The 21,662-nt window shown below is 34.8% G+C and carries 17 protein-coding genes; 8 read left to right on the forward strand and 9 right to left on the reverse strand.

The annotated features are described in order from the left end of the window. Positions 1 to 39: 39 nt before the first annotated feature. The gene (locus tag OZP06_RS14985; protein ID WP_269222054.1) at positions 40 to 1,572 is read left to right on the forward strand and encodes an IS1182 family transposase; all 1,533 of its coding nucleotides are present in this window, start codon (positions 40 to 42) and stop codon (positions 1,570 to 1,572) included. 225 nt (positions 1,573 to 1,797) lie between these two features. Here the strand turns inward: OZP06_RS14985 and OZP06_RS14990 are convergent, their stop codons facing one another. The 4 genes from OZP06_RS14990 to OZP06_RS15005 form a co-directional block, all read right to left on the reverse strand. Further along, positions 1,798 to 2,478: a hypothetical protein gene (locus OZP06_RS14990; RefSeq protein WP_281323925.1), complete on the reverse strand. Its 681-nt coding sequence runs from the start codon at positions 2,476 to 2,478 to the stop codon at positions 1,798 to 1,800. Further along, on the reverse strand, positions 2,475 to 3,620 hold the full coding sequence (locus OZP06_RS14995; protein ID WP_269222576.1) for an AAA family ATPase: 1,146 nt from the start codon (positions 3,618 to 3,620) through the stop codon (positions 2,475 to 2,477). Before OZP06_RS14995 ends, OZP06_RS14990 begins: the two co-directional genes overlap by 4 nt. A 169-nt stretch (positions 3,621 to 3,789) precedes the next feature. After that, the gene (locus OZP06_RS15000) at positions 3,790 to 5,322 is read right to left on the reverse strand and encodes an IS1182 family transposase (protein WP_269222054.1); all 1,533 of its coding nucleotides are present in this window, start codon (positions 5,320 to 5,322) and stop codon (positions 3,790 to 3,792) included. A gap of 220 nt (positions 5,323 to 5,542) precedes the next feature. Continuing rightward, positions 5,543 to 6,661 (reverse strand): DUF6438 domain-containing protein, encoded by a 1,119-nt coding sequence (locus OZP06_RS15005; RefSeq protein WP_269222577.1) that lies wholly within the window; start codon positions 6,659 to 6,661, stop codon positions 5,543 to 5,545. 101 nt (positions 6,662 to 6,762) lie between these two features. Here OZP06_RS15005 and OZP06_RS15010 point away from each other — a divergent pair, with 101 nt between their 5' ends. Beyond that, positions 6,763 to 8,295, forward strand: coding sequence for an IS1182 family transposase (locus OZP06_RS15010; RefSeq protein WP_269222054.1), 1,533 nt, complete (start codon positions 6,763 to 6,765; stop codon positions 8,293 to 8,295). A gap of 212 nt (positions 8,296 to 8,507) precedes the next feature. On the opposite strand, the gene OZP06_RS15015 is transcribed toward OZP06_RS15010, so the two are convergent. The 3 genes from OZP06_RS15015 to OZP06_RS15025 form a co-directional block, all read right to left on the reverse strand. Beyond that, a complete protein-coding gene (locus OZP06_RS15015) occupies positions 8,508 to 9,119 on the reverse strand; it encodes a hypothetical protein (RefSeq protein WP_281323926.1) in 612 nt (203 codons plus the stop codon). Between the two features lie 716 nt (positions 9,120 to 9,835). Continuing rightward, positions 9,836 to 10,339 carry a hypothetical protein gene (locus tag OZP06_RS15020; RefSeq protein ID WP_269222579.1) on the reverse strand — a complete coding sequence of 168 codons (504 nt, stop codon included), beginning with the start codon at positions 10,337 to 10,339 and terminating at the stop codon, positions 9,836 to 9,838. A gap of 234 nt (positions 10,340 to 10,573) precedes the next feature. Then, positions 10,574 to 10,939: a hypothetical protein gene (locus OZP06_RS15025; RefSeq protein ID WP_269222580.1), complete on the reverse strand. Its 366-nt coding sequence runs from the start codon at positions 10,937 to 10,939 to the stop codon at positions 10,574 to 10,576. A gap of 219 nt (positions 10,940 to 11,158) precedes the next feature. Here OZP06_RS15025 and OZP06_RS15030 point away from each other — a divergent pair, with 219 nt between their 5' ends. Further along, positions 11,159 to 12,691 (forward strand): IS1182 family transposase, encoded by a 1,533-nt coding sequence (locus OZP06_RS15030; protein WP_269222054.1) that lies wholly within the window; start codon positions 11,159 to 11,161, stop codon positions 12,689 to 12,691. 212 nt (positions 12,692 to 12,903) lie between these two features. Here OZP06_RS15030 and OZP06_RS15035 read toward each other — a convergent pair whose 3' ends face one another. Further along, entirely contained in the window at positions 12,904 to 13,449 is a 546-nt protein-coding gene (locus OZP06_RS15035; protein WP_281323927.1) for a hypothetical protein, read from the reverse strand. Positions 13,450 to 13,567: 118 nt separating this feature from the next. On the opposite strand from OZP06_RS15035, the gene OZP06_RS15040 reads away from it, so the two are divergent. The 3 genes from OZP06_RS15040 to OZP06_RS15050 all read left to right on the forward strand — a co-directional run bounded on the left by OZP06_RS15040 (position 13,568) and on the right by OZP06_RS15050 (position 18,277). Continuing rightward, positions 13,568 to 15,100 carry an IS1182 family transposase gene (locus OZP06_RS15040; RefSeq protein WP_269222054.1) on the forward strand — a complete coding sequence of 511 codons (1,533 nt, stop codon included), beginning with the start codon at positions 13,568 to 13,570 and terminating at the stop codon, positions 15,098 to 15,100. 694 nt (positions 15,101 to 15,794) lie between these two features. Next, complete coding sequence (locus OZP06_RS15045; protein ID WP_269222054.1) at positions 15,795 to 17,327, forward strand: IS1182 family transposase; 1,533 nt, start codon at positions 15,795 to 15,797, stop codon at positions 17,325 to 17,327. Positions 17,328 to 18,088: 761 nt separating this feature from the next. Beyond that, on the forward strand, positions 18,089 to 18,277 hold the full coding sequence (locus OZP06_RS15050; protein WP_281323928.1) for a hypothetical protein: 189 nt from the start codon (positions 18,089 to 18,091) through the stop codon (positions 18,275 to 18,277). Here OZP06_RS15050 and OZP06_RS15055 read toward each other — a convergent pair. Next, positions 18,264 to 18,491 carry a hypothetical protein gene (locus OZP06_RS15055; RefSeq protein WP_269222583.1) on the reverse strand — a complete coding sequence of 76 codons (228 nt, stop codon included), beginning with the start codon at positions 18,489 to 18,491 and terminating at the stop codon, positions 18,264 to 18,266. The genes OZP06_RS15050 and OZP06_RS15055 overlap by 14 nt on opposite strands. Before the next feature lie 237 nt (positions 18,492 to 18,728). Between OZP06_RS15055 and OZP06_RS15060 the strand changes: the two genes are divergently transcribed. Together OZP06_RS15060 and OZP06_RS15065 are read left to right on the forward strand one after the other, a co-directional pair. Further along, complete coding sequence (locus OZP06_RS15060; protein ID WP_269222584.1) at positions 18,729 to 19,112, forward strand: hypothetical protein; 384 nt, start codon at positions 18,729 to 18,731, stop codon at positions 19,110 to 19,112. A 772-nt stretch (positions 19,113 to 19,884) separates the two neighbouring features. Then, positions 19,885 to 21,417: an IS1182 family transposase gene (locus OZP06_RS15065; RefSeq protein ID WP_269222054.1), complete on the forward strand. Its 1,533-nt coding sequence runs from the start codon at positions 19,885 to 19,887 to the stop codon at positions 21,415 to 21,417. Positions 21,418 to 21,662: the final 245 nt, after the last annotated feature.

The raw sequence follows: 21,662 nt of genomic DNA on the forward strand, positions 1-21,662 counted from the left end.
AAAAGTTGTGTCAAAACAGGAATTTTCGTATTTTTAAGAATGCAACATATCTCAGGAATTTCCCGTCATCAGATGCGTATTTCAAGTTTAGAAGACGCTATCGCACCCGATAATCAAGTACGTTTTATAGATGCATTTGTGACCTTTGTAGACCTTGCCAAACTTGGTTTTGCCATACAAACCATAAAAGGTGAAGGCCGTCCGAGTTATGACAGTAAAATGTTTCTAAAAATCTATTTATACGGCTACCTTAATGGATTAAGAAGTAGTCGTAAACTTGAAAAAGAATGCTTTAGAAACATTGAAATGCAGTGGCTCTTAGAATCTATTGTTCCTAATTATCACAGTATATCCGATTTTAGAAAGAACAATCCAGTAGCATTAAAGAACTTATTCAAACTCTATGTTGTCTTTTTGAAAGACGCTGATTTGATAGGGGGAGAAACCATTGCTATTGACGGTACCAAAAGCCGGGCACATAATAGCAAGAAAGCCAATTTTAATCAAAAGAAAATAGACAAACATCTGGAATATATTGACACCAAAACTCAAGAATATTTAAATGCTTTGGAGGAAAATGATACCAAAGAGAATTCTACAGAAATCAAAAACATTCAACAAAAGATAGAGCGTTTGCAACAGAATACAGTCCGTTATGAATTGCTGGAAGAAAAGCTAAAAGTAAGCGGCGAGCCTCAAATAAGCACTACCGATAGTGATGCCAGAGCCTTATTGGTTCAAGGACAAGTGGTTGAAATTTCATTCAATATACAGGCGGCTGTAGATGCCAAACACAATCTAGTGGTTGCCACGCACACTATCAACAAGAATGACCGCAGTGCCTTATCCGCCATTGCTATCGAAGCCAAGGAGAATCTAGAACTAGAAACTTATACCGCCCTTGTAGATAAAGGCTATCATAACGGTAAGCAAATAGACATCTGCAAACAAGCCAATATTACTACCATCGTAGCCCAACCCGAACAAGGTAAAAACCAAGAAAAAATAGCAGAAGACTATTTAATTTCTAAGTTTCAATACAACGCAATCAACGATACCTACACTTGTCCACAAGGCCAAACCCTTACCACCACAGGACACTGGCATAAGAAAACCGACAAAGAGAGTTATACCTTTAAAAGATACAGAACTTCTAAATGCAGAACTTGTCCAGTACAGCACTTATGCACAAGCCGAAAGGAGGGACGTAATATAGACCGCAGCCAATATGCCGAAGCGGTAGAAGAAAATAACCAACGCTATCATGCAAATGCTCAGTTGTACCGCAAACGCCAAGAGATCAACGAACACATTTTTGGCACCATTAAGCGGCAATGGGGTTACAATCACACCAATTTAACGGGACTCGAAAAAGTAAATGGCGAACACAGCCTAATTATGCTTGTGTACAACATCAAGCGCAGCATCAATATTCTTGGCGTTCCAGAACTCATTACCAAACTCCAAAAATGGAACTCACCCTACAAGGCAAAAGTCTTGTTTTGGCTAAAAAAGGAATATATAGCGCTTAAATCCGCTTTCATTTTTAGAGATTTCAACTTAGTTGCCTAAAAAAAAGAGCCTTCTAAAAAGGCTTTATTTGACTGGTAGCATCGTGAATTTTGAAGATTTTTGTGTGAAAAAGAGGTTTTTTCACAGCCTGACGTTCCCGCGCTACAAGCAGTTTGGGACTAAATTAAGCTCTATTTTCGGATTTGCCAAATCTTTCAAATACAAAACCATTTCAAATTAAGCCTAATACCCAAATTGCTTGTAGCGTGTGTTGGCAGTAGTGTTTTATATTTCGGATTTAATTTTATCGCAAAAATCTATAAAAGTTTTGAATGTTTCTAAATGTGAAGTTTCATTTTCTCTTTGAACTAAACTATTCAAGTAGTCAACTTCCGTTACTCCATTTGGAAAATTTTTAGAATATTTGATATTTCTTTCTCTTAAAAACTCGGTACAATATTCAGCGTGAAATTGAGAATGTGTATTAAAGTTAGGATATACACCCATAAGTTCTGGATCATTTTCCTTCACATTATAAAACTTAACATAACTTGCAAGTTCATCACTTTGAGGATTACTTTTGAATATTTTTTTGTTGCCAAGAAACCAAGTTTCGATACATCTATTTTGTGCAATAACAATTAATTCTGAACTACTCAAAGATAAATTATTGTCGTTTATAAATTTGTCAACTTCATTTTTTCTACTTTCTACTGTTGCTTCATCAACATCTAAAATAAGGACTATATAATTAAACTGTTTCAATTCATTAACTTCTTCAATTGAATTTCTCAAGTGGTTGTGGAGTAATGCTGGAAAGCCATTACCATTAAAAAGATAATAATTATTTTTTGTTGCTTTAAAAGCAAAATCTACTCTTTTTAGTTCTGGAAGTAAGTGGTTAAGCCATATTGGGTAAACTTTTTTTTCTGTTCTTCGACCTTCTACAATTATGTATAAATTCATATTTCGAGTCCAGTTTGATATTGTTCTAATTGGATAAGTTGCATAAACGCATCGTGTTTCGATTTACCAATATTATATTCTTCGGGACTATGTGTTTTAACAATGCCTTTAGTTCTGGTTACTAATTTCCACTTCGTATAATCAACATTATTAATTATATAAGGATGATGACTGGTAATAATAAATTGTATTTGTCTTTTCGAAGATAAAATATCATTTGTTAATTCATTTATGCAGTTTATACCAAGACTATTTTCAAACTCATCAATTAAAAAAACACTTCCTTCACTACATAAATATATTTCGCTAATATGTATTAGGCTTCTAAACATCCCTGATGATATGTTCGATTGTTTAATCCATTTATCTACACCAATTTCTTTTATCTGTATAAATGGATATTCCTTAAAAAAGAATGGTAAATCGTCATCCTCATAATCTATAGGTTCAACTTTGATATCTTCAACTTGTGGGAAGATATCAATGTATCGTTGTTTAATAGTTTCAAATATTTTAGGAACATTCTTATATGTTAAATAAAGTTTGATTCTAATATCTTCTTTGCTTTCTTGTATTTTATCTAATGTATTATTTGAGCTTAAAAGTTTTTTTGTGTCAGAGAATTTTATTCTGTAAGCTTCTCTTGTAGAGTCAGTTTGGTCACTAAATAGAATTTTACCAAAACTCTCAAATGATGGTTTTATTAATTCCTCTTCTTTTAGTAAATATATTATACTTTGCTGATTAGGGAGTTTAACAGTTTTAACATTATTAAAAAGGATAGCTTCTGAATTCCTTTCAATAATTAATTTACCATCAAGCGATAATGTTTCTGATAAAACAGATGGTTTATTTCTTTTCACATCATCATCATCATCATCAGAAAAATCCTCATCGCCTTTATTTTCAAATTCACCACTCCAATTATATAGCTCATTTTCTAAAGTTATAAATTCGATATTCCATTTAATACCGCTGATTGATTTACCGTCAGCAATTGCTTTCAGTTTCATTATTGAATTTAGAATTTGAGTTTTACCAACTCCTGATGCTCCTACTAAAAGTGTGAGCTTGTCAAAATTAGCTTTTTCCAAACTCCATTTTAGAGCTTTATCTTCGTATGTTAAATTTAAAATTTTCATATAAATATATATATTTTTACAAATATAATAATTAAGTTGATTGCTTTAGGTTTTCTGCGGCAACATTACTGCCAACGTCAGGCTGTGAAAAAACCTCTTTTTCACACAAAAATCTTCAAAATTCACGATGCTACCAGTCAAATAAAGCCTTTTTAGAAGGCTCTTTTTTTTAGGCAACTAAGTTGAAATCTCTAAAAATGAAAGCGGATTTAAGCGCTATATATTCCTTTTTTAGCCAAAACAAGACTTTTGCCTTGTAGGGTGAGTTCCATTTTTGGAGTTTGGTAATGAGTTCTGGAACGCCAAGAATATTGATGCTGCGCTTGATGTTGTACACAAGCATAATTAGGCTGTGTTCGCCATTTACTTTTTCGAGTCCCGTTAAATTGGTGTGATTGTAACCCCATTGCCGCTTAATGGTGCCAAAAATGTGTTCGTTGATCTCTTGGCGTTTGCGGTACAACTGAGCATTTGCATGATAGCGTTGGTTATTTTCTTCTACCGCTTCGGCATATTGGCTGCGGTCTATATTACGTCCCTCCTTTCGGCTTGTGCATAAGTGCTGTACTGGACAAGTTCTGCATTTAGAAGTTCTGTATCTTTTAAAGGTATAACTCTCTTTGTCGGTTTTCTTATGCCAGTGTCCTGTGGTGGTAAGGGTTTGGCCTTGTGGACAAGTGTAGGTATCGTTGATTGCGTTGTATTGAAACTTAGAAATTAAATAGTCTTCTGCTATTTTTTCTTGGTTTTTACCTTGTTCGGGTTGGGCTACGATGGTAGTAATATTGGCTTGTTTGCAGATGTCTATTTGCTTACCGTTATGATAGCCTTTATCTACAAGGGCGGTATAAGTTTCTAGTTCTAGATTCTCCTTGGCTTCGATAGCAATGGCGGATAAGGCACTGCGGTCATTCTTGTTGATAGTGTGCGTGGCAACCACTAGATTGTGTTTGGCATCTACAGCCGCCTGTATATTGAATGAAATTTCAACCACTTGTCCTTGAACCAATAAGGCTCTGGCATCACTATCGGTAGTGCTTATTTGAGGCTCGCCGCTTACTTTTAGCTTTTCTTCCAGCAATTCATAACGGACTGTATTCTGTTGCAAACGCTCTATCTTTTGTTGAATGTTTTTGATTTCTGTAGAATTCTCTTTGGTATCATTTTCCTCCAAAGCATTTAAATATTCTTGAGTTTTGGTGTCAATATATTCCAGATGTTTGTCTATTTTCTTTTGATTAAAATTGGCTTTCTTGCTATTATGTGCCCGGCTTTTGGTACCGTCAATAGCAATGGTTTCTCCCCCTATCAAATCAGCGTCTTTCAAAAAGACAACATAGAGTTTGAATAAGTTCTTTAATGCTACTGGATTGTTCTTTCTAAAATCGGATATACTGTGATAATTAGGAACAATAGATTCTAAGAGCCACTGCATTTCAATGTTTCTAAAGCATTCTTTTTCAAGTTTACGACTACTTCTTAATCCATTAAGGTAGCCGTATAAATAGATTTTTAGAAACATTTTACTGTCATAACTCGGACGGCCTTCACCTTTTATGGTTTGTATGGCAAAACCAAGTTTGGCAAGGTCTACAAAGGTCACAAATGCATCTATAAAACGTACTTGATTATCGGGTGCGATAGCGTCTTCTAAACTTGAAATACGCATCTGATGACGGGAAATTCCTGAGATATGTTGCATTCTTAAAAATACGAAAATTCCTGTTTTGACACAACTTTTTTGCTATATTTGTTCGTAAGCAAACGGAGGTTTTTTCACAGACTGACGTTCCCGCGCTACACGCAGGCTGGGATTAAAGATGCATAATCTTTCGGTTAAAAACAAATGTATCAAATACAAACTATTTTCAAATTAAGCCAATTGCCCAGCTTGCTTGTAGCGTGTGTTGGCAGTAGTACTTTTAGTCGTATTTTGTTTTTAATTTCAGTCTTTTTGTTAATTCATTTTTCTCAATAAAATTAAAACCTAAATCTAAAGTTCTTGAACTTTTGTCTTTTGAGAATATTTTATAAAATCTTCCGTCAGTTTCAATTTTATTAACGTCAAAGTCAACATCGTAATTTGTTATATATAGTGTTTTAAACTTTTTGTTTGTTGTTTTAGAATTATCTAACAAATTAAATAAATAAAAAACTTCGGAAGTAGTTAAACTTATAATTTGATTTCCTTTTTGAAATCTATAATAACGTATATTTTGGAAGTCTTTTATTGTTTTACTTTCAGATAATTTTAGTTTTTGATATAAGAAAGTTAATGGTTCTAAATTTATTAGGAATAGTTTTGGTGATTGTCTTCCGTAATCAGTTATTGACTTTATGATTTTATTATCTTTTACAAATGTTACAGAAACTTCTTGGTCATCAGTCCAATTTGCGGAGTATTTGTCTTTTAGATTTAAGTAATTAGTTTTTTTAAAACTCAGTTCAATTTCATTGAACTGATTAGAACTTATTTTTGATTTAAAAAAACCGTTTTTTGAATTATAATATGAACCAGAATAATTGACATTTCCATTTTTATTTATTTCTATATCATTTATTGGACAACTACCAAAACAAGGAGATTTCGAAATTATTATTTTGTCAAAGTTTTCATTTTGATTCTCTTTGTATTTTATTTTTGAAAATTCTAAAATGGTATTTTTTTTAAAGTTGAGTTTTAACTTTTTTGTATTTACTCCAACTATTTTAGACGCATCCCATTTATTAGTTATCAAATTAAAGATATATAAACTATCATCTTCAATTTTATATTTTGTTTTTGTTCCGTAAAATATTGTTTTTCGTTCTTCCTTTTCGGTTTTTTCTTTTGTTTTGAAATACCCGGGTTTGCTTTCACAATTTCCATTTTTGTCAAAAGAATAGCTAAAGTCAGTATAGAAGTAATTTTTTCTTGCAGGATTTTCTTTTTCAAAAATCCATTCGCCTATTAATTTATTTCCATAGTTATATGTTGGTTTCTTTTCACAAGAAATCAATGTCAATAATAATATAAATATGTATTTGTAATTCTTCATCATAGTATTACTGCCAACGTCAGTCTGTGAAAAAACCTCCGTTTGCTTACGAACAAATATAGCAAAAAAGTTGTGTCAAAACAGGAATTTTCGTATTTTTAAGAATGCAACATATCTCAGGAATTTCCCGTCATCAGATGCGTATTTCAAGTTTAGAAGACGCTATCGCACCCGATAATCAAGTACGTTTTATAGATGCATTTGTGACCTTTGTAGACCTTGCCAAACTTGGTTTTGCCATACAAACCATAAAAGGTGAAGGCCGTCCGAGTTATGACAGTAAAATGTTTCTAAAAATCTATTTATACGGCTACCTTAATGGATTAAGAAGTAGTCGTAAACTTGAAAAAGAATGCTTTAGAAACATTGAAATGCAGTGGCTCTTAGAATCTATTGTTCCTAATTATCACAGTATATCCGATTTTAGAAAGAACAATCCAGTAGCATTAAAGAACTTATTCAAACTCTATGTTGTCTTTTTGAAAGACGCTGATTTGATAGGGGGAGAAACCATTGCTATTGACGGTACCAAAAGCCGGGCACATAATAGCAAGAAAGCCAATTTTAATCAAAAGAAAATAGACAAACATCTGGAATATATTGACACCAAAACTCAAGAATATTTAAATGCTTTGGAGGAAAATGATACCAAAGAGAATTCTACAGAAATCAAAAACATTCAACAAAAGATAGAGCGTTTGCAACAGAATACAGTCCGTTATGAATTGCTGGAAGAAAAGCTAAAAGTAAGCGGCGAGCCTCAAATAAGCACTACCGATAGTGATGCCAGAGCCTTATTGGTTCAAGGACAAGTGGTTGAAATTTCATTCAATATACAGGCGGCTGTAGATGCCAAACACAATCTAGTGGTTGCCACGCACACTATCAACAAGAATGACCGCAGTGCCTTATCCGCCATTGCTATCGAAGCCAAGGAGAATCTAGAACTAGAAACTTATACCGCCCTTGTAGATAAAGGCTATCATAACGGTAAGCAAATAGACATCTGCAAACAAGCCAATATTACTACCATCGTAGCCCAACCCGAACAAGGTAAAAACCAAGAAAAAATAGCAGAAGACTATTTGATTTCTAAGTTTCAATACAACGCAATCAACGATACCTACACTTGTCCACAAGGCCAAACCCTTACCACCACAGGACACTGGCATAAGAAAACCGACAAAGAGAGTTATACCTTTAAAAGATACAGAACTTCTAAATGCAGAACTTGTCCAGTACAGCACTTATGCACAAGCCGAAAGGAGGGACGTAATATAGACCGCAGCCAATACGCCGAAGCGGTAGAAGAAAATAACCAACGCTATCATGCAAATGCTCAGTTGTACCGCAAACGCCAAGAGATCAACGAACACATTTTTGGCACCATTAAGCGGCAATGGGGTTACAATCACACCAATTTAACGGGACTCGAAAAAGTAAATGGCGAACACAGCCTAATTATGCTTGTGTACAACATCAAGCGCAGCATCAATATTCTTGGCGTTCCAGAACTCATTACCAAACTCCAAAAATGGAACTCACCCTACAAGGCAAAAGTCTTGTTTTGGCTAAAAAAGGAATATATAGCGCTTAAATCCGCTTTCATTTTTAGAGATTTCAACTTAGTTGCCTAAAAAAAAGAGCCTTCTAAAAAGGCTTTATTTGACTGGTAGCATCGTGAATTTTGAAGATTTTTGTGTGAAAAAGAGGTTTTTTCACAGCCTGACGTTCCCGCGCTACACGCAGGCTGGGATTAAAGATGCGTAATCTTTCGGTTAAAAACAAATGCATCAAACACAAACTATTTTCAAATTAAGCCAATTGCCCAGCTTGCTTGTAGCGTGTGTTAGGCGTTCGTTTTTTTACTCTGTATTGGTTTTACTTCTGTAATTTCTAATTCAATATTTTCTTTTTTTACAAACTTGTCGATAAGAAAAGCATTAATTTTTCTAGATAATTTATCACCAAAAAAAGGCAAATCTTGTTCTGCAATATCTAATAAAATAATTTCGCAATTATTACTTTTAAAATCTTGCGATAAGTTTTCTATTTCTATTTTGTATGCGCCATTTTTGTATTTATATAGTTTTTCAATCCATCCACTTTCTACTGGTAATTTTAAAAAATGGTCTAATTTTTTTATGTTTTCGGAAGTGAAATTTAGCTCGTATTTAGTTCCATTTTCTCCGTCAAAAGAAGTTTGTAAGTATTCAACAAAATTATTTTCTGAATCTTCAAAAACTGCTTTTACATTACTAATATATTCCGCACTATTTATTATCCAATATTTTCCACATTCTATTTTTTTTAGTTTAGTTATTCCATCAAACTCAAATTCAATATAAGTTCCATCTATTTTATAAGTTCTGGTTGGATAAAAGCCATTTTTATTTTCGTGAGAATTAAATTGTTCAAACTCTGAAAATTTCAAATCAATATATTCAATCCAATTTTCCATCAAAGAAATTTAAGTTTTTTTAGTAGTTTTTCTTTCGTTCCGCCAAAATGACGCCTAACGTCCCCGCGCTAAAAGCAGTTTGGGACTAAATTAAGCCCATTATTCGGATTTGCCAAATCTTCCAAATACAAAACCATATTTAAATTAAGCCAAATACCCAAATTGCTTGTAGCGTGTGTTACTGGCTGGTTATTTTGTCGAAATTACAATTTAAGCGCAAATTTTTCACGCTTCTGTTGGCTAAATCCAACTTTCAAGTTTCTGTTTTTTAGCTTGTAATTTTCGGCGTATTATTTTCAATTAGTCACTTTTTATTTATGAACAAAACTTTTTAAGTTTCTGCTTTTCAAGTTTCTGCTGGGAAGTTTCAACTTTCACGTTTCTGTTTTTCAGATTCCAATTTTCAAGTTTCTGTTGGCAAGTTTCTATTTTCACGCTTTCGCTTTTCAGGTTTCAACTTTTCAAGTTTCCGTTGGCGATCCCAACTTTCACGCTTCTGCTTTTTAAGTTTCTGCGAGTTGCAAACTTTAATCCAAATCGAAATTATCTGCGTAATTTCGGCATAACTAGCCAGTAACGTTCTGGTACTACAGCGGGTTTGGGACTAAATTAAGCCCATTCCTCGGATTTGCCAAATCTTTCCAAATACAAAACCATCTTTCCATTAAGCCTATTACCCAAATCCGTTGTAGTAGCTGTTAGCGGTTCGGTTTTTCTTATTGGGACTTTATTAATTTTCCATTTTCAAAAACGCATTCATTCCTTTCTCCTTTTTCATTTATAGAAAATGATTTTCCGTGTTTTTTGTTTTTGCTATAGGGGCAACTATAAATTATTATTCCATCTTTAAAATCTTCTTCGAGTTTTTTATTTCCATCTTCGTCAAAATGTACGGTCCAAATTGTTTTATGGTCAATTGAATATTTAATTTTCTTTTCGATTTGCCGGCTCATTTTGAAGTAATAAGTTTCATCTGAAACTATTTTTTCTTTTCCGTTAAAATAGACAATCCCTTTTAGCAAAATTCCGTCTACAAATTCAATTTCTAAAACTAAATGATTTTTGTGTTTAAAGCTTTGGATTTTCCCTGTGAAAAGTTGTTTGTTTTCTACTTTATAAGCTAAATTATTTTCGATGTAAATATCCTCTTTAGTTAATATTTCTTGAGAATATAAGTCGAAAGTAAAGAGTATGATTATTAACCAAAGATATTTTTTCATTTATGTAATTAGTTGTTTTTCTGCTGTAAACTGACCGCTAACGTCCCCGCGCTACAAGCAGTTTGGGACTAAATTAAGCCCTATTTTCGGATTTGCCAAATCTTCCAAATACAAAACCAATTTCAAATTAAGCCTAATACCCAAATTGCTTGTAGCGTGTGTTATGGGCTGGTTGTTTTTGTCGATATTATAATTTTAAAAGCAAACTTTGAACTTTCCGTTTTCAAGTTTCAATCAATTTTTTTTATAGATTTCCCTGATTTTTTTTCCGTATGCTTTAGTTTTTTCGATAGCTTTTAATTTTGTCATTTTTCTATTTACTTTAAATACCCGAATAGTTGGTGTTTGTAAAGTCAATATATTTTTATTATAAGTATATAATCCAACAATTATGTTGGGTTCTTCAAGTACATCGCTTTCAATCTCTTCGACCAAAACATAAGTATTATCCTGATTTAATTGAAGAGTGTGAATTTGTCCGATACAACCAAAACCAGGATCACAATAATCTGAAAACCATCTATGCTCAAATTTACCAATTGGCTTGTTTTGTGCACTTATAGTTATACAAAAAAACAAAAAAAATATTATTGATTTCAATATGTTTGTTTTAGGTTAGTTATTATCCAACGCTTTGGTCTGCTAAAAAAATTAAACTTCACGTTTTTGTTTTTAAATCGTTATCTTGAATTGGAATATTACTTGCGTGATTTCGGTGCAACTAGCCCATAACGTCAGTCTGTGAAAAAACCTCCGTTTGCTTACGAACAAATATAGCAAAAAAGTTGTGTCAAAACAGGAATTTTCGTATTTTTAAGAATGCAACATATCTCAGGAATTTCCCGTCATCAGATGCGTATTTCAAGTTTAGAAGACGCTATCGCACCCGATAATCAAGTACGTTTTATAGATGCATTTGTGACCTTTGTAGACCTTGCCAAACTTGGTTTTGCCATACAAACCATAAAAGGTGAAGGCCGTCCGAGTTATGACAGTAAAATGTTTCTAAAAATCTATTTATACGGCTACCTTAATGGATTAAGAAGTAGTCGTAAACTTGAAAAAGAATGCTTTAGAAACATTGAAATGCAGTGGCTCTTAGAATCTATTGTTCCTAATTATCACAGTATATCCGATTTTAGAAAGAACAATCCAGTAGCATTAAAGAACTTATTCAAACTCTATGTTGTCTTTTTGAAAGACGCTGATTTGATAGGGGGAGAAACCATTGCTATTGACGGTACCAAAAGCCGGGCACATAATAGCAAGAAAGCCAATTTTAATCAAAAGAAAATAGACAAACATCTGGAATATATTGACACCAAAACTCAAGAATATTTAAATGCTTTGGAGGAAAATGATACCAAAGAGAATTCTACAGAAATCAAAAACATTCAACAAAAGATAGAGCGTTTGCAACAGAATACAGTCCGTTATGAATTGCTGGAAGAAAAGCTAAAAGTAAGCGGCGAGCCTCAAATAAGCACTACCGATAGTGATGCCAGAGCCTTATTGGTTCAAGGACAAGTGGTTGAAATTTCATTCAATATACAGGCGGCTGTAGATGCCAAACACAATCTAGTGGTTGCCACGCACACTATCAACAAGAATGACCGCAGTGCCTTATCCGCCATTGCTATCGAAGCCAAGGAGAATCTAGAACTAGAAACTTATACCGCCCTTGTAGATAAAGGCTATCATAACGGTAAGCAAATAGACATCTGCAAACAAGCCAATATTACTACCATCGTAGCCCAACCCGAACAAGGTAAAAACCAAGAAAAAATAGCAGAAGACTATTTGATTTCTAAGTTTCAATACAACGCAATCAACGATACCTACACTTGTCCACAAGGCCAAACCCTTACCACCACAGGACACTGGCATAAGAAAACCGACAAAGAGAGTTATACCTTTAAAAGATACAGAACTTCTAAATGCAGAACTTGTCCAGTACAGCACTTATGCACAAGCCGAAAGGAGGGACGTAATATAGACCGCAGCCAATACGCCGAAGCGGTAGAAGAAAATAACCAACGCTATCATGCAAATGCTCAGTTGTACCGCAAACGCCAAGAGATCAACGAACACATTTTTGGCACCATTAAGCGGCAATGGGGTTACAATCACACCAATTTAACGGGACTCGAAAAAGTAAATGGCGAACACAGCCTAATTATGCTTGTGTACAACATCAAGCGCAGCATCAATATTCTTGGCGTTCCAGAACTCATTACCAAACTCCAAAAATGGAACTCACCCTACAAGGCAAAAGTCTTGTTTTGGCTAAAAAAGGAATATATAGCGCTTAAATCCGCTTTCATTTTTAGAGATTTCAACTTAGTTGCCTAAAAAAAAGAGCCTTCTAAAAAGGCTTTATTTGACTGGTAGCATCGTGAATTTTGAAGATTTTTGTGTGAAAAAGAGGTTTTTTCACAGCCTGACGTTCTGGCACTACAGCGGGTTTGGGATTAAATTAAGCTCATTCTTCGGATTTGCCAAATATTCCAAATATAAGACCATTTTTCCATTAAGCCCAATGCCCAAATCCGTTGTAGTGGCTGTTATAGCTCGTTTTTCTTTAGGTTCAAAACAATTGTGTCTGTTGTAACTTTTTTTTCCCACCCAATGCTTTTGTCTGGATTTCGTTCTTCCACAATTATTTTGAGTTTGCTGGGTAATTTTTCAAAACGCATTTCTTTTTTATTTTCAAAAATCCCATATGAATCTTTTCCAAACCTATCATTTGTTACAGGCATTAAATCAAAAATAAAATCTTTGTTAGTAGTGTTGAATTCAAGAACAATATTATAACCATCAGTTTTTTCGAGTTTAGGAGAAGGGTAATCGTAAGTGTTTGTGAACCAAGATTTTTCAACCCAAACATTTGTTATGATAATTTTCTCGTTGTAGTTTTTTAATCGGATTGTATCAAATGAAGTTATGTAGTTACCTATGTAAAATCCTGATTGTTTTGAAGTTTTAATATTTTCAGATGTTTCTCCGAACGTTCTATGTTTAATTCTAGGTTGACTTATAAAATGTGAAACAAAATTGTAAGTAATTAAAATTATTAATAAGCCTAAAATTATTCCAATGATTTTTTTCATAGTTGCTTTCGGTTTTTAAAATGAGCTATAACGTCAGTCTGTGAAAAAACCTCCGTTTGCTTACGAACAAATATAGCAAAAAAGTTGTGTCAAAACAGGAATTTTCGTATTTTTAAGAATGCAACATATCTCAGGAATTTCCCGTCATCAGATGCGTATTTCAAGTTTAGAAGACGCTATCGCACCCGATAATCAAGTACGTTTTATAGATGCATTTGTGACCTTTGTAGACCTTGCCAAACTTGGTTTTGCCATACAAACCATAAAAGGTGAAGGCCGTCCGAGTTATGACAGTAAAATGTTTCTAAAAATCTATTTATACGGCTACCTTAATGGATTAAGAAGTAGTCGTAAACTTGAAAAAGAATGCTTTAGAAACATTGAAATGCAGTGGCTCTTAGAATCTATTGTTCCTAATTATCACAGTATATCCGATTTTAGAAAGAACAATCCAGTAGCATTAAAGAACTTATTCAAACTCTATGTTGTCTTTTTGAAAGACGCTGATTTGATAGGGGGAGAAACCATTGCTATTGACGGTACCAAAAGCCGGGCACATAATAGCAAGAAAGCCAATTTTAATCAAAAGAAAATAGACAAACATCTGGAATATATTGACACCAAAACTCAAGAATATTTAAATGCTTTGGAGGAAAATGATACCAAAGAGAATTCTACAGAAATCAAAAACATTCAACAAAAGATAGAGCGTTTGCAACAGAATACAGTCCGTTATGAATTGCTGGAAGAAAAGCTAAAAGTAAGCGGCGAGCCTCAAATAAGCACTACCGATAGTGATGCCAGAGCCTTATTGGTTCAAGGACAAGTGGTTGAAATTTCATTCAATATACAGGCGGCTGTAGATGCCAAACACAATCTAGTGGTTGCCACGCACACTATCAACAAGAATGACCGCAGTGCCTTATCCGCCATTGCTATCGAAGCCAAGGAGAATCTAGAACTAGAAACTTATACCGCCCTTGTAGATAAAGGCTATCATAACGGTAAGCAAATAGACATCTGCAAACAAGCCAATATTACTACCATCGTAGCCCAACCCGAACAAGGTAAAAACCAAGAAAAAATAGCAGAAGACTATTTAATTTCTAAGTTTCAATACAACGCAATCAACGATACCTACACTTGTCCACAAGGCCAAACCCTTACCACCACAGGACACTGGCATAAGAAAACCGACAAAGAGAGTTATACCTTTAAAAGATACAGAACTTCTAAATGCAGAACTTGTCCAGTACAGCACTTATGCACAAGCCGAAAGGAGGGACGTAATATAGACCGCAGCCAATATGCCGAAGCGGTAGAAGAAAATAACCAACGCTATCATGCAAATGCTCAGTTGTACCGCAAACGCCAAGAGATCAACGAACACATTTTTGGCACCATTAAGCGGCAATGGGGTTACAATCACACCAATTTAACGGGACTCGAAAAAGTAAATGGCGAACACAGCCTAATTATGCTTGTGTACAACATCAAGCGCAGCATCAATATTCTTGGCGTTCCAGAACTCATTACCAAACTCCAAAAATGGAACTCACCCTACAAGGCAAAAGTCTTGTTTTGGCTAAAAAAGGAATATATAGCGCTTAAATCCGCTTTCATTTTTAGAGATTTCAACTTAGTTGCCTAAAAAAAAGAGCCTTCTAAAAAGGCTTTATTTGACTGGTAGCATCGTGAATTTTGAAGATTTTTGTGTGAAAAAGAGGTTTTTTCACAGCCTGACGTTCCCGCGCTACAAGCAGTTTGGGACTAAATTAGCGTTATTTTTCGGATAAGCCAAAACTTCCAAATACAAAACCAACTTCAAATTAAGCCAAATCCCCAAATTGCTTGTAGCGTGTGTTACAGGAGGCTTGTTTTGTCGAAATTACCATTAAACCGCAAATTTTTCACGTTTCTGCTGACAAAATCCAATTTTCACGATTCTGCTTTTCGGTTCGCAGTTTTCAACTTGTTATTTTTTAATTTATCGTTCCAATTTTGGCTACTTTTTTGGTTTTCTGTTGGCGGATTCCAACTTTCACACTTTTTCTCGTTAGAGTAGGTGAGTTCCAATTTTCACACTTCCAATTTTCACGCTTCCAATTTTCACACTTCAGCTTTCCAAGTTTCAATTTTTTACGTTTCCGTTGGCACATTCCAATTTTCACGCTTCTGCTTTGTCAATTTCTTGCGGAAACAAATGCTTATTTTCAAATTGGAATTGTCTGCGTAATTTCGGCACAAGTCTCCTGTAACGTCAGTCTGTGAAAAAACCTCCGTTTGCTTACGAACAAATATAGCAAAAAAGTTGTGTCAAAACAGGAATTTTCGTATTTTTAAGAATGCAACATATCTCAGGAATTTCCCGTCATCAGATGCGTATTTCAAGTTTAGAAGACGCTATCGCACCCGATAATCAAGTACGTTTTATAGATGCATTTGTGACCTTTGTAGACCTTGCCAAACTTGGTTTTGCCATACAAACCATAAAAGGTGAAGGCCGTCCGAGTTATGACAGTAAAATGTTTCTAAAAATCTATTTATACGGCTACCTTAATGGATTAAGAAGTAGTCGTAAACTTGAAAAAGAATGCTTTAGAAACATTGAAATGCAGTGGCTCTTAGAATCTATTGTTCCTAATTATCACAGTATATCCGATTTTAGAAAGAACAATCCAGTAGCATTAAAGAACTTATTCAAACTCTATGTTGTCTTTTTGAAAGACGCTGATTTGATAGGGGGAGAAACCATTGCTATTGACGGTACCAAAAGCCGGGCACATAATAGCAAGAAAGCCAATTTTAATCAAAAGAAAATAGACAAACATCTGGAATATATTGACACCAAAACTCAAGAATATTTAAATGCTTTGGAGGAAAATGATACCAAAGAGAATTCTACAGAAATCAAAAACATTCAACAAAAGATAGAGCGTTTGCAACAGAATACAGTCCGTTATGAATTGCTGGAAGAAAAGCTAAAAGTAAGCGGCGAGCCTCAAATAAGCACTACCGATAGTGATGCCAGAGCCTTATTGGTTCAAGGACAAGTGGTTGAAATTTCATTCAATATACAGGCGGCTGTAGATGCCAAACACAATCTAGTGGTTGCCACGCACACTATCAACAAGAATGACCGCAGTGCCTTATCCGCCATTGCTATCGAAGCCAAGGAGAATCTAGAACTAGAAACTTATACCGCCCTTGTAGATAAAGGCTATCATAACGGTAAGCAAATAGACATCTGCAAACAAGCCAATATTACTACCATCGTAGCCCAACCCGAACAAGGTAAAAACCAAGAAAAAATAGCAGAAGACTATTTGATTTCTAAGTTTCAATACAACGCAATCAACGATACCTACACTTGTCCACAAGGCCAAACCCTTACCACCACAGGACACTGGCATAAGAAAACCGACAAAGAGAGTTATACCTTTAAAAGATACAGAACTTCTAAATGCAGAACTTGTCCAGTACAGCACTTATGCACAAGCCGAAAGGAGGGACGTAATATAGACCGCAGCCAATACGCCGAAGCGGTAGAAGAAAATAACCAACGCTATCATGCAAATGCTCAGTTGTACCGCAAACGCCAAGAGATCAACGAACACATTTTTGGCACCATTAAGCGGCAATGGGGTTACAATCACACCAATTTAACGGGACTCGAAAAAGTAAATGGCGAACACAGCCTAATTATGCTTGTGTACAACATCAAGCGCAGCATCAATATTCTTGGCGTTCCAGAACTCATTACCAAACTCCAAAAATGGAACTCACCCTACAAGGCAAAAGTCTTGTTTTGGCTAAAAAAGGAATATATAGCGCTTAAATCCGCTTTCATTTTTAGAGATTTCAACTTAGTTGCCTAAAAAAAAGAGCCTTCTAAAAAGGCTTTATTTGACTGGTAGCATCGTGAATTTTGAAGATTTTTGTGTGAAAAAGAGGTTTTTTCACAGCCTGACGTTCTGGTACTACAGCGGGTTTGGGACTAAATTAAGATTTATTTTTCGGTTATCACTAAACATCCAAGTACAAAACCATTTTCCCATTAAGCCTATTACCCAAATCCGTTGTAGTAGCTGTTATGCTGGGTTGCGACACGACTGCTATGCACCAAAGTTCATCCGCTCCAATTTTCCAGCCCAATGTCGGCAACTTTTCCAAGTTTCAATTTCGGTAGCTTTTCCGTTTTCTGTTTGTCGTCAGAATTATGTTTTTCCATTAAAAACTCAAAATAAAAACGAAAAGTTTTCCGCCTTCTGTTTTCCGCCTTCTGTTTTCCGCAAAGTGATTCACATTTGCTTTTCTTTCGCATTTCAGTGTCAAATTTCGAGCTTCATTTGCGTCGGCTCGCTCGCTAGTTCATTATTATCTTTTCTGCTAAATCTTCTGGTTGATGTCAGCTGTTTCTTTTCAACGGAGCAATACGGCATAACGTCTTGGCACTACAGCGGGTTTGGGACTAAATTAAGCCCTATTTTCGGATTAGCCAAATCATCACAAGTACAAGACCATTTTTCCATTAAGCCAAATGCCCAAATCCGTTGTAGTGGCTGTTATAAGGCGGTTTTATTATCGGTTTCGTGTTTCCACCGATATTAAGTGAAACACATTTTTAAATTTATTTATTATGTCACAAGAAATAGAAAACCAAGAATATCATTTTATAATTAATCTTTTTGATTTCACAACAACCTTTTTAATCGCTCCTGATTATGATGTTTACATCCACTCATTAGAGGTTTTAAAAAAAAGAGAAGACGTTGCTTCTTTCTTTGTCATTAAAGGCGAACAGATTTATAATTCTAATTCCGATTAGCATATTCAAAACCATCGTCCGTAAGGCTAATTGCATCGTGGGCGTGTAAGTTGAAATATCCACTTTTAATAATAGAAATAGTTACTTCGTCTGTATTAAAACGTAAATCTTTTACAATATCACGTCTTATTGTATTGGTTAAATGTGTTTTAGCACCTTTGTTTAGTCCTTTAAACTTCAACAATAATTCGTGTATTATTTCTTCGTTACTCATCTTTAAAAGTTTTATTATTTATGAAAACATTACATCTTTTTTCGCACTTCGGTTCTTCCAAACTGCCTTATAACGTTCTGGCACTACAGCGGGTTTGGGTTCTAAATTAAGATTTATTTTTCGGTTATCACTAAACATCCAAATACAAAACCATTTCCCCGTTAAGCCCAATGCCCAAATCCGTTGTAGTGGCTGTTATGCGTTCGGCTTTTTATTCACAATTTTAATATTTTAATTATGTCAAATTTCACAATAGATTTTTTTGAGCTTATGTTTTTGTCGGAATCTGTAATTCCTGAAAGACCAATTGCAAGGTCACAATGTTTTGATGACTTTTCAGAGGTTCATTATCACAAAATGACTAAATCACAAAGAAAACAATTCTTTGAGTATGTACAAAAACAACCAAATTTTACTTTAGAAAACGAACAATGCAGACATTTTTTTGCAAGGTTCAACCCTAAAAATCAATATTTAGTTTCTTGCTTTCATAATGGAAAAGCAGAAGAAATAGTTTGCTACAGATTTAATGAGCAGTTTCACACATCCAAAAACAGAAGCGTGAATCCTCAATATATCAAATGCTTTTCTTTAGCAGATTCCAACGAAGCTGACGCATAACGTTCTGGCACTACAGCGGGTTTGGGACTAAATTAAGCCCTATTTTCGGATTTGCCAAATCATCCCAAGTACAAAACCATCTTTCCATTAAGACAAATGCCCAAATCCGTTGTAGTGGCTGTTATGCGGGGGTTATTTTGTCGAAATTACGATTTAACCGCAAATTTTTCACGCTTCTGTTGGCAAAATCCAACTTTCACGCTTTTGATTTTTAAATGTTTATTTCTAACAATTGAGTTTTTTTCTTTTGTTTTCTATATTCAATTATTGTTAGTATGCTGATTATTATAAAATATGAGATAAAATAAATTCCAATCGTAAAAGGAAATTGTTTTTGAAGAATAAACATAAATATAAGTGTCAAAATTGGACAAAGAAAAGAAACAAGTATTTTTTGGTTTTTCGATTTAGTTCTTAATTCAAATCGATAATAGATGAACATAGTTGTTAGAATAGGGCAGGTCAATAACACAAAAATTGTTAAAATCAAAAGTGGTAAAATATTTGGTGCAATCATATTTACTTTAGTTACTTAATTTGTAATCAATAATTTTGTCAGATTCCAACTTTCCAACTTCTGTTGGCGATTCCAATTTTCACGCTTCTGCTTTGTAAACTTCTTGCGGAAACCAATTTATTTTCTAATTGTTTTCATCTGCGTAATTTCGGCATAACTCCCGCATAACGTCAGTCTGTGAAAAAACCTCCGTTTGCTTACGAACAAATATAGCAAAAAAGTTGTGTCAAAACAGGAATTTTCGTATTTTTAAGAATGCAACATATCTCAGGAATTTCCCGTCATCAGATGCGTATTTCAAGTTTAGAAGACGCTATCGCACCCGATAATCAAGTACGTTTTATAGATGCATTTGTGACCTTTGTAGACCTTGCCAAACTTGGTTTTGCCATACAAACCATAAAAGGTGAAGGCCGTCCGAGTTATGACAGTAAAATGTTTCTAAAAATCTATTTATACGGCTACCTTAATGGATTAAGAAGTAGTCGTAAACTTGAAAAAGAATGCTTTAGAAACATTGAAATGCAGTGGCTCTTAGAATCTATTGTTCCTAATTATCACAGTATATCCGATTTTAGAAAGAACAATCCAGTAGCATTAAAGAACTTATTCAAACTCTATGTTGTCTTTTTGAAAGACGCTGATTTGATAGGGGGAGAAACCATTGCTATTGACGGTACCAAAAGCCGGGCACATAATAGCAAGAAAGCCAATTTTAATCAAAAGAAAATAGACAAACATCTGGAATATATTGACACCAAAACTCAAGAATATTTAAATGCTTTGGAGGAAAATGATACCAAAGAGAATTCTACAGAAATCAAAAACATTCAACAAAAGATAGAGCGTTTGCAACAGAATACAGTCCGTTATGAATTGCTGGAAGAAAAGCTAAAAGTAAGCGGCGAGCCTCAAATAAGCACTACCGATAGTGATGCCAGAGCCTTATTGGTTCAAGGACAAGTGGTTGAAATTTCATTCAATATACAGGCGGCTGTAGATGCCAAACACAATCTAGTGGTTGCCACGCACACTATCAACAAGAATGACCGCAGTGCCTTATCCGCCATTGCTATCGAAGCCAAGGAGAATCTAGAACTAGAAACTTATACCGCCCTTGTAGATAAAGGCTATCATAACGGTAAGCAAATAGACATCTGCAAACAAGCCAATATTACTACCATCGTAGCCCAACCCGAACAAGGTAAAAACCAAGAAAAAATAGCAGAAGACTATTTGATTTCTAAGTTTCAATACAACGCAATCAACGATACCTACACTTGTCCACAAGGCCAAACCCTTACCACCACAGGACACTGGCATAAGAAAACCGACAAAGAGAGTTATACCTTTAAAAGATACAGAACTTCTAAATGCAGAACTTGTCCAGTACAGCACTTATGCACAAGCCGAAAGGAGGGACGTAATATAGACCGCAGCCAATACGCCGAAGCGGTAGAAGAAAATAACCAACGCTATCATGCAAATGCTCAGTTGTACCGCAAACGCCAAGAGATCAACGAACACATTTTTGGCACCATTAAGCGGCAATGGGGTTACAATCACACCAATTTAACGGGACTCGAAAAAGTAAATGGCGAACACAGCCTAATTATGCTTGTGTACAACATCAAGCGCAGCATCAATATTCTTGGCGTTCCAGAACTCATTACCAAACTCCAAAAATGGAACTCACCCTACAAGGCAAAAGTCTTGTTTTGGCTAAAAAAGGAATATATAGCGCTTAAATCCGCTTTCATTTTTAGAGATTTCAACTTAGTTGCCTAAAAAAAAGAGCCTTCTAAAAAGGCTTTATTTGACTGGTAGCATCGTGAATTTTGAAGATTTTTGTGTGAAAAAGAGGTTTTTTCACAGCCTGACGTTCCCGCGCTACACGCGGTTTGGGACTAAATTAGCGTTATTTTTCTGTTTAGCCAAAACTTCCAAATACAAAACCAACTTCAAATTAAACCAAATGCCCAAATCGCGTGTAACGTGTGTTAGGGTGTGTAGCGACACGTTTGCTATGCACC

The sequence above is a fragment of the Flavobacterium sp. IMCC34518 genome (assembly GCF_027111095.2).
Lineage (GTDB): Bacteria > Bacteroidota > Bacteroidia > Flavobacteriales > Flavobacteriaceae > Flavobacterium > Flavobacterium praedii.